Source organism: Streptomyces xiaopingdaonensis (assembly GCF_000262345.1).
GTDB classification, from domain to species: Bacteria; Actinomycetota; Actinomycetes; order Streptomycetales; family Streptomycetaceae; genus Streptomyces; species Streptomyces xiaopingdaonensis.
Map to the genome: position 1 here is coordinate 34,638 of NZ_AJTQ01000120.1, position 8,499 is coordinate 43,136.

An 8,499-nucleotide genomic window follows, 5' to 3' on the forward strand; every position below is an offset into this window, starting at 1 on the left:
CCACGCCCGGAAGGGCGGCGCGGGGGATGCGTCCGGTGGCCCGTACGATCGCCGGGTGGACGGAGGTGCGGACGCGCGGGTGCGCAGGCTGGTCTGCGGCGTCGCTGTCCTCGCGGTACTCCTCGGGTTCGCTGCCGCCGACTCCCCGCCGACGGCGGCGCTCCGGCAGCTCCAGCACGTGCTCGACCGCCAGTCGGACGCCCTCCTCGCCGGTGACGAGCGCGCCTACCTCGCCACCTTCGCACCCGGGGCGAAGAACACGCCCCGGCTGGCCTTCCGCAACCTGACGCGGCTGCCGCTCGCCGACTGGCGGCTGCGGCTCGTCGACGCCGCGCCCTCGGGCCGGGGCGGGTACACCGCCCGTGCCGTGCTCCACCAGCGGCTGCGCGGCTGGGACGGCGGCGCCTCGCGTACGGCGGAGCGGCTGGAGTTCCGCCGCACAGCGGGCGGTTGGGCACTCGCGGGGAGCGCGGGCAGCGGGATCTGGACGCAGGGCGAGGTGATCCAGGAGCGCGGCGCGCGCAGTCTCGTGCTCGGCGTCGGGCGGCCCGCGGCAGAGCTGCGGGAGCTGGCCGCGGCGGCGGACCGCGCTGTCGCGGAGGCGGAGAGGTACTGGCCGCGCGGGTGGCAGCGCCGGGTCGTCCTGGAAGTGCCGCGCGGGCTGGACGGGATGGGCCGCCTCCTCGGCTCCGAGCCCGAACTCCTGCGCGGCGTGGCGGCCGTGACGACGGGCGGGACACGAGGCGCGGAGGACCCGCCGGAACGCATCGTCGTCAACCCCGAGGAGTACGGGCAACTCAGTGAAGAGGGCAGGGAGTTCGTCGTGGCGCACGAGACCGTGCACGTCGCCGCGCGCGACGATACGCACCCGGGTACGCCGATGTGGCTCTCCGAGGGCCTCGCCGACTGGGTGGCCCACCGCGCAGCCGGCACCCTGCCCCGCGCGGCCGCCCCCGAACTCGCCCGCGCCGTCGGCGAGGGCCGTGCCCCGCACCGCCTGCCCACCGACGCCGACTTCCGTTTCGACGCCGGCGCAGAGACGCTCGCGCACGCGTACGAGGGCGCCTGGCTCGCCTGCCGCCTGCTCGCCGAGCGGTACGGCGCGGAGCGCCTCCTCGCCGTCCACGCCGCGTCCCGGCACGGCGCGGGGCAGGCACTGGAGGACCAACTCGGGCTTTCCCGCGCGGAGTTCACCGCCGAGTGGCGGGCGTACGTGGCGCGCGTCCTCGGGTAGGCCCGCGGTTCACGGCTCCGTCGGAGAGGGGGCCTCCGCGCGGCGGTCGGCCGCCGGGGCTTCGGCGGCGTGCTCCGCCGGGCCGGGCCCGTCCGCCTCCGTCAGGGCCACGCGCCGCGGTTCGGTGACGGTGCTGTGCCACAGCCTCCGCGCCGCGACGACGGAGGCGACGACGAGCAGCCCGTTGCGCACCGCCAGCAGCACGACGCCCGCGGGTTCGCTCTCCACCACGTACGCGAACCCGAGGGGGAACTCCAGTACCGTCACCGCCGTCGCGGCGACGACGAGCCACGCCGGCAGCAGCATCCGGCCCGTCCGGAAGCCGGCGCAGACGGCGGCGGCTCCGAGGAGCCAGATCATGTACTGCGGGCTCAGCACACGGCTCGTCGTGGTGAAGAGGAGCACGGCCGCGAAGGCGGCGTCCGCGTGCGTCGCCGGCGTCCAGGCGGCGGCGCGCAGCCGCCACAGCAGCAGCCATCCGCAGGCGGCGGCGCTCAGCACGAGCGCGGCCGTGCTCACGAGCGGCACGTAAGGGCCGAGGAACTCCATGGACCCGTAGTGGAGTTCGACGCGCCCCTCCCAGCCGAAGAACCTCGCCACATGGAAGACGAGCGCCCCCAGCGACTCCACCTCGGTGCCGCGCTCCCCCTGTGCCGTGAGGAAAGCGAACGCCCCCGGCATCGCCACCGCGAACCCCGCGGCGAGCGCGACCGCGACGGCGACGGCCGTCCCCCACGCCGTCCGCGTCCGCCCCCCGCGCGGCGTGCCCAGCAGCACGAGCACCGGCCACACCTTGAGCATCGCCCCGAACCCCGCGAGCGCCCCCGCGACGGCCGGCCGGCGCACGGCGGCGAGCAGCGCGGCGACGGCGACGGCGGTGACCATGAGGTCGTACCGCGCGTACGCGGTGGGCCCGAGGAGCGGAACGCCCAGCACCCAGACCCACACCCCGGCCCGTCTCCCGCCGCCTCGCGACGCGCGCAGCAGCATCGCCAGTACGGCCGCGTCGGCGGCACAGGCGAGGACGAAGAAGCCCGCCGCGTAGTCGAGGAAGCCGAGCAGGCCGGGCGCGAGGATCGGGAGCGCGGCGGCCGGCGGGTACTGCCAGGTCACGTCCTCGGGCGGGAAGACGCCGCTGCGCAGGGTGTGCGCCCAGTCCCGGTAGATCACCGAGACGTCGGTGGTGACGTCGAGCCCGGGGAAGGCGACGAGCCCGAGGACGCAGGCGAGCAGGAGCGTGCGCGTGCCGGTCCAGACGAGCAGCTCCCACCCGGCGGAGCGGTCGACTCCGCCTCTTCCGGGGGCCGTTGCCGTCTCGTCCTCCGCCATGGTCGTCCCGTCGATCGCGCTGGTCGTAGCCCGTACCCGCCGCCCGAGGCGCGGCGCTGGGCCATCATGACGCGCATCCACCGCCGCGAGCCCATCGACCCCCCTGCGGTGGCCGGAGACCGAGGGCCGGATGCCCCGAACGGCGGGAGGGGGCGCACGGTACTGTCTGCCGCGATGGAGAAGACCCTGATCGTCACCAACGACTTCCCGCCCAGGCCGGGCGGCATCCAGGCGTTCCTGCACAGCATGGCCGTGCGCCTGGACCCGTCGGACGTGGTCGTCTACGCGTCCACCTGGAAGCGCGGACGCGAGGGCGCCGAGGCGACGGCCGCCTTCGACGCCGAGCAGCCGTTCACCGTCGTACGGGACCGCTCGACGATGTTGCTTCCCACCCCGCGGGTGACGCGCACGGCGGCGGAGCTGCTCCGCCGACACCGGTGCCGCTCCGTGTGGTTCGGCGCCGCGGCGCCGCTCGGACTGATGGCGCCGCGGCTGCGGAGGGCCGGCGCCGAGCGCCTGGTGGCGACGACGCACGGCCACGAGGCGGGCTGGGCGCAGCTCCCGGGCGCGCGCACCCTGTTGCGGCGGATCGGCGAGCGGACCGACACCCTCACCTACCTCGGCGAGTACACCCGCTCGCGGATCGCCCGCGCGCTCACCCCCGACGCCGCCTCCAGGATGGTCCAACTGCCGCCCGGGGTCGACGAGAAGACCTTCCACCCGGGCTCCGGGGGCGACGTGGTCCGGGAGGGGCTGGGGCTCAGCGACAGGCCCGTCGTGGTCTGCGTGTCGCGCCTGGTCCCGCGCAAGGGGCAGGACACGTTGATCCGGGCGCTGCCGCGGGTTCTCGCCGAGGTGCCGGACGCGGTGCTGCTCGTCGTCGGAGGGGGCCCGTACCGGGGGGAGTTGGAGAAGCTCGCGACGGAGCTCGGAGTGCGCGAGTCCGTGCGGTTCACGGGCGCCGTCCCCTGGGAGGAGCTGCCCGCGCACTTCGGAGCGGGCGACGTCTTCGCGATGCCGTGCCGCACACGGCGCGGCGGGCTCGACGTCGAGGGCCTCGGCATCGTCTACCTGGAGGCGTCGGCCACCGGACTGCCCGTCGTGGCGGGGGACTCGGGCGGCGCGCCCGACGCCGTCCTCGACGGGGAGACCGGCTGGGTGGTGCCCGGCGGCGACGCGGACGAGACGGCAGGGCGGCTCGTGACGCTCCTCGAAGACCCGGAGCTGCGGCGGCGCATGGGCGCGCGTGGCCGCGCGTGGGTCGAGGAGCGCTGGCGGTGGGACCTGCTCGCCGAGCGCCTCGAAGAACTGCTCTGACACGGCGCACCGAGCGGGCCGGGCGCGGACCCGCTCGGTGTACGGGGCTCAGGTGTAGAGCGCCTCGATGTCGTCGGCGAAGTCCTTGGCGACGACGCCCCGCTTGAGCTTGAGCGAGGGGGTGATGTGCCCGGACTCCTCGCTGAACTGGGTGTGCAGCACACGGAACTTGCGGACCGACTCGGCGCGCGAGACCGCCTCGTTGCCGTCGTCGATGGCGCGTTGGAGTTCCGCGCGGAGGTCCGGGTCGTCGAGGAGCTGCTCCTGGCTCAGCCCCTCCTTGCCGTGCTCGGCGCTCCACCGGGGGAGGAACTCCTCGTCGACGGTGAGGAGCGCGCCGACGAACGGGCGGCCGTCCCCGACGACCATGCACTCCGCGACGAGCGCGTGCGAGCGGATGCGGTCCTCGATCACCGCGGGCGCGACGTTCTTGCCGCTCGCCGTCACGAGGATCTCCTTCTTCCGGCCCGTGATCGACAGGTAGCCGTCGGCGTCGAGGGTGCCGAGGTCGCCGGTGTGGAACCAGCCGTCGGAGAGCGCCTCCTTGGACGCCTGCGGGTTGTTCCAGTACTCGGTGAAGAGGTGCTCGCCGTGGAGCAGCACCTCGCCGTCGTCGTCGATCCGTACGACCGAGCCGGGGAGCGGCTGCCCGACGGTGCCGATCTTCTGGCGGTCGTAGGGGTTGAAGGCGGTGGCGGCGCAGGACTCGGTGAGGCCGTACCCCTCGAGCACCGTGAAGCCGATGCCGCGGAAGAAGTGGCCGAGGTGCGCGCCGAGCGGGGCGCCGCCCGAGATGGCGTGGGTGGCGCGACCGCCGAGGACGGAGCGCAGCTTGGCGTAGACGAGCTTGTCGAAGAGCCGGTGCTGGAGCCGGAGTTTGAGCGAGGGCCCCGCGGGCTCGTCGAGCGCGCGGCTGTACTCGGCGGCGACGGCCGCGGCGCGGTCGAAGATCTTGCCTTTGCCGCTCTCGGCGGCCTGGGCGCGCGCCGCGTTGTAGACCTTCTCGAAGACGCGGGGGACGCCGAGCACCATCGTCGGCTTGAAGGAGCCGAGTTCGTCGGTGAGCGACCTGAGGTCGGAGACGTGGCCGAGCTTGATCGGCGCCATCACGGAGGCCACCTCGACGAGCCGGCCGAAGACGTGCGCCACGGGGAGGAAGAGCAGCACCGAGGACTCCCCGGTGCGGAACATCGGTTTGAGGCGCTCGACGACGTTGCCGCACTCGGCGAAGAAGCTGCGGTGGCTCAGCACGCACCCTTTGGGGCGCCCGGTGGTCCCCGAGGTGTAGACGAGGGTGGCGGGGGAGTCCGCGTTCGCCAGTGAGCTGCGCTCGTCGACCTGCTCGTCGGTGAACTCCGCGCCCGCGGCGGCGAGTCGGGCGAGCGCGCCCTGCTGCTCGTCCTCGGCGTCGATCCGCCAGACGTGGGCGAGCTCGGGGAGGCGGTCGCGGACGGACTCGACGGAGCGCGCGTGCGCCTCCGTCTCGACGAGGATGCCGACGGCGCCCGAGTCGCCGAGTATCCAGCTGATCTGCTCGGGCGAACTCGTCTCGTAGACGGGCACGGTGACGGCGCCCGCGCTCCAGACGGCGAAGTCCAGCAGCGTCCACTCGTACCGGGTGCGGGACATCAGGCCGATGCGGTCGCCCGGCTGAACGCCCGCCGCCATCAGGCCCTTCGCCGCCGACCGCACCTCGGCGAGGAAGGCGGTCGCGGTGACATCCTCCCAGCGCCCCGCGCGCTTGCGCGCAAGGACGGCGACTTCCGGATGCTGCGCCGCGTTGCGGCGGATGAGATCCGTCAGGTTGCCGTCGGCGGGGACCTCGTACAAGGCCGGAAGGCTGGACTCACGCAAGACTGCTGCTCCTCGTCGGCACCGGACAGGGGGCCGGCGGGGGCGGCCTCCTTCGGCTCGATCCAAGATCCACGGTGTGATCTTGGTGAATGGTCAGGCGGGACGTTACCCATCGGTATGGCCGACGGCATAGGGGGTGGCCTGGAGATGTCTCTTGGGTCACACACGCAGGACCAGTGCCGCACAGGGTAGTCGACGCGGCCTTTGACCGGAAAGTAACCTCTGGTGGCAGCCTGCCGGTTGGCCGCCGGCCGCGGTCTACACGGGTGCCCGCCGGCCGTCTACCCTGACCGGATGCGAGACCACCGGGTCCACGTCGTCAGCGACGTGCACGGAAACAGCGAGGCGCTCGCGCACGCGGGCGAGGGGGCCGAAGCGCTGCTGTGCCTCGGTGACCTCATCCTCTTCCTCGACTACGCCGACCACACCCGGGGCATCTTCCCCGACCTCTTCGGCGAGGAGGCGACGGACCGCTACGTCGCCCTGCGCACCGAGCGCCGGTTCGCGGAGGCGCACGAGCTGGCGGCGAAACTCTGGGCGAGCGTCGACCGCGCCGCCGTCACCGAGCAGGCCGTCCGCAGGCAGTACGCGCAGCTCTTCGCCGCCCTCCCGACCCCCACGTACGCCACCTACGGCAACGTCGACGTGCCCGCGCTCTGGCCCGAGTACGCCCACGAGGGCACCACCGTCCTCGACGGCGAGGCGGTGGAGATCGGCGGCCTGCGGTTCGGCTTCGTCGGCGGCGGTCTGCGCACGAGGATGCGGACGCCGTACGAGATCGACGACGAGACCTACGCGGCGAAGGTGGCGGCGCTCGGCGAGGTCGATGTGCTGTGCACGCACATCCCCCCTGAGGTGCCCGACCTCTGCTACGACACCGTCGCCCGCCGCTTCGAGCGCGGCAGCACCGCGCTGCTGGAGGCGATCCGTACGGTGCGCCCGCGCTACCACCTCTTCGGGCACGTCCACCAGCCGTTGGCACCGAGGATGCGGATAGGCGAGACGGAGTGCGTCAACGTCGGCCACTTCAACGCCTCGGGGACGCCGTGGGTCCTGGAGTGGTGAGCCGCACGTCCCGGGCCCGCCGGGTGCATGCCTGGTGCATCCGGCGGGCGCGGTAGCCTTCCAGCGCAGCACGCAGCGGTTTGTCGGGGCAATCGGAGGGCCATCGCGATGGCGGAACACACCAGCTCGAACATCACCATCGACGCGGCTCCCGAGGCCGTCATGGAGGTGATCTCCGACTTCCGGCGCTACCCGGAGTGGACGGGCGAGGTGAAGGAGGCCGAGGTCGTCGAGGAGGACGAGAACGGCCGCGCGCTCCAGGTCCGGCTGCTGCTCGACGCCGGCGCCATCAAGGACGAACACACCCTCGCCTACGACTGGGTCGGGCCGCACGAGGTGCGCTGGTCCCTCGTGAAGTCCCAGATGCTCCGCTCGCTCGACGGCGTCTACCGCCTCGCGCCGGTCGCCGGCGGGGCCACCGACGTCACCTACCAACTCACGGTCGACGTCAAGATCCCCATGCTCGGCATGATCAAGCGGAAGGCGGAGAAGGTCATCATCGACCGCGCGCTCGACGGCCTGAAGAAGCGGGTGGAGTCCGGCGATCCGGCCGGCGACGAGCCGCGCGCGGAAGGCTGACCCAGGGGTGCGGGCGTACGGCGAGGACGCGCCCCACACCGTGCTCGTCTCCGGCACCGGCGGGGCCGGGCGCACCACGGCCGCCGCGGCCACGGCGTGCGCGGCGGCGGCGCAGGGCGAGCGCACCCTCCTGCTGAGCCCCGAGCCCGAGGCGCTCCTCGCCCGCCTCCTCGGGCCCGTCGCGGAGGAGCCCGAGCCCGCCTCCGAAGCGGAGGACGACGCGGGGCCCGCCTGCCACCGGGTCGCCGCGGCGCCAGGGCTGTGGCGCGCGCGGATCGACTCCGCCGCCGAGTTCCGCTCCCGCGCCGTCGACTGGCAGCAGCGGGGCAGGCAGGCGCTGGAGATGCTCGGCGCCTCCCCGATGGACGAGGACGAACTCACGGAACTGCCGGGCGCCGGCGCCCTCTCGCTGCTGTACGCGCTGCGCGCGGTGCACGCCGAGGGGTGCGGAGAGTCCCCGGCAAGCGGGTGCCGCTGGGACACCGTCGTCGTGGACCTTCCCGAGGCGCCGAGGGCCCTCCAACTCCTCGCGCTGCCCGGCCAGTTGCGCCGCTACCTGCGGCGGCTGCTCCCCCCGGAACGGCAGGCGGCGCGCGCGCTGCGCCCGGTTCTCGCGCAGCTCGCCGGGGTGCCGATGCCCGGGCCCTGGCTCTACGAGGCCGCCGCCGAGTGGGAGCGGGGGCTCGCGGCGGTACAGCGCGTGGTGGAGTCGAGCGGCACCGTGCTGCGGTTCGTCGTCGAGCCGGGCGAGGCCGCCGCCGAGACGCTCCGGCTGGCGCGCGCCGGCGCCGGGCTCCAAGGGCTGCGGCTCGACGGCGTCCTCGTCAACCGCCTCGTGCCCGGGGCCGGTTCGCAGGCGGCGTCCGGCGGGGGCGAGTGGCTGGCGTTGCTGGCCGGGCGGCAGCGCGACGCACTGGAGCGGATCGCTGCCGGATGCGCGGAGGGCCGGGTGCCGGTCCACGAACTCCCGCACCTCGGCGAAGAGCCGTCCGGCGCCGCGCAGTTGGCCTCCCTCCTGCCGTCCTGCGCCGGGCTTCCCGGCCCGCGCGCGGGCGAGGCGTACCCGCCGGAGCGGCTCGGGCCGCGCGGCGCCTTGGAGGACCGGCTGGACGAGGAGGGGC

At 74.3% G+C, this 8,499-nt stretch carries 7 protein-coding genes; 5 read left to right on the forward strand and 2 right to left on the reverse strand.

Translation table 11 applies throughout. The features are described from left to right. Nucleotides 1-55 precede the first annotated feature (55 nt). On the forward strand, nt 56-1,234 hold the full coding sequence (locus tag UWG_RS0109325; RefSeq protein ID WP_016906936.1) for a hypothetical protein: 1,179 nt from the start codon (nt 56-58) through the stop codon (nt 1,232-1,234). A gap of 9 nt (nt 1,235-1,243) precedes the next feature. Here UWG_RS0109325 and UWG_RS0109330 read toward each other — a convergent pair whose 3' ends face one another. After that, nucleotides 1,244-2,563 (reverse strand): glycosyltransferase 87 family protein, encoded by a 1,320-nt coding sequence (locus UWG_RS0109330; RefSeq protein WP_016906937.1) that lies wholly within the window; start codon nt 2,561-2,563, stop codon nt 1,244-1,246. Between the two features lie 174 nt (nt 2,564-2,737). Between UWG_RS0109330 and UWG_RS0109335 the strand changes: the two genes are divergently transcribed. Beyond that, the gene (locus UWG_RS0109335; RefSeq protein ID WP_016906938.1) at nt 2,738-3,880 is read left to right on the forward strand and encodes a glycosyltransferase family 4 protein; all 1,143 of its coding nucleotides are present in this window, start codon (nt 2,738-2,740) and stop codon (nt 3,878-3,880) included. A 48-nt stretch (nt 3,881-3,928) separates the two neighbouring features. Here UWG_RS0109335 and UWG_RS0109340 read toward each other — a convergent pair whose 3' ends face one another. After that, the gene (locus UWG_RS0109340) at nt 3,929-5,734 is read right to left on the reverse strand and encodes an AMP-dependent synthetase/ligase (RefSeq protein WP_029391300.1); all 1,806 of its coding nucleotides are present in this window, start codon (nt 5,732-5,734) and stop codon (nt 3,929-3,931) included. Nucleotides 5,735-6,028: 294 nt separating this feature from the next. On the opposite strand from UWG_RS0109340, the gene UWG_RS0109345 reads away from it, so the two are divergent. The 3 genes from UWG_RS0109345 to UWG_RS0109355 form a co-directional block, all read left to right on the forward strand. Then, the gene (locus UWG_RS0109345) at nt 6,029-6,799 is read left to right on the forward strand and encodes a metallophosphoesterase family protein (protein ID WP_016906940.1); all 771 of its coding nucleotides are present in this window, start codon (nt 6,029-6,031) and stop codon (nt 6,797-6,799) included. Nucleotides 6,800-6,907: 108 nt separating this feature from the next. After that, nucleotides 6,908-7,378, forward strand: a complete 471-nt coding sequence (locus UWG_RS0109350) for an SRPBCC family protein (RefSeq protein ID WP_016906941.1) — start codon at nt 6,908-6,910, stop codon at nt 7,376-7,378. Between the two features lie 7 nt (nt 7,379-7,385). After that, the coding region (locus tag UWG_RS0109355) for an ArsA family ATPase (RefSeq protein WP_016906942.1) at nt 7,386-8,499 on the forward strand (1,114 nt) is incomplete at its 3' end.

Bases quoted from the DNA above. Each gene is read 5' to 3' on its own strand.
- UWG_RS0109330 (WP_016906937.1), bottom strand. From the start codon at position 2,563: ATGGCGGAGGACGAGACGGCAACGGCCCCCGGAAGAGGCGGAGTCGAC.
- UWG_RS0109335 (WP_016906938.1), top strand. From the start codon at position 2,738: ATGGAGAAGACCCTGATCGTCACCAACGACTTCCCGCCCAGGCCGGGC.
- UWG_RS0109345 (WP_016906940.1), top strand. From the start codon at position 6,029: ATGCGAGACCACCGGGTCCACGTCGTCAGCGACGTGCACGGAAACAGC.
- UWG_RS0109350 (WP_016906941.1), top strand. From the start codon at position 6,908: ATGGCGGAACACACCAGCTCGAACATCACCATCGACGCGGCTCCCGAG.